The 211-nt window shown below is 46.0% G+C and carries 1 protein-coding gene; it reads right to left on the bottom strand.

Annotated elements, in window-relative coordinates:
* Nucleotides 1-211 (bottom strand): hypothetical protein (locus DMA14_RS00015; protein ID WP_157957628.1); only part of this gene is annotated, 211 nt, incomplete at both ends.

Genomic DNA, 211 nt, shown 5'->3' with positions numbered 1-211 from the left:
ACTGTCCAAGTATTAGTGTAAGTTCCTGCGTTTCCACATCCTTGAGAAGCCACGAACTGTCCGCTTGTTTTAGTGATGTTAGAAACATCAGCATCGCAAAGGTCAAAAGCTGTTGGGAATTGAGCCTGAGCAGCAGCAAGTCCAACTGCATCGCTGCATTCTAAAGTTGCATTTAAAGAACCGGCAGCAGTTGTCCAAGTTGGAGCAGTAG

It is taken from the genome of Flavobacterium sharifuzzamanii (assembly GCF_003254585.1).
In the GTDB taxonomy this organism is placed as follows: Bacteria; Bacteroidota; Bacteroidia; order Flavobacteriales; family Flavobacteriaceae; genus Flavobacterium; species Flavobacterium sharifuzzamanii.
This window is presented reverse-complemented; position numbering and strand designations above follow the sequence as displayed.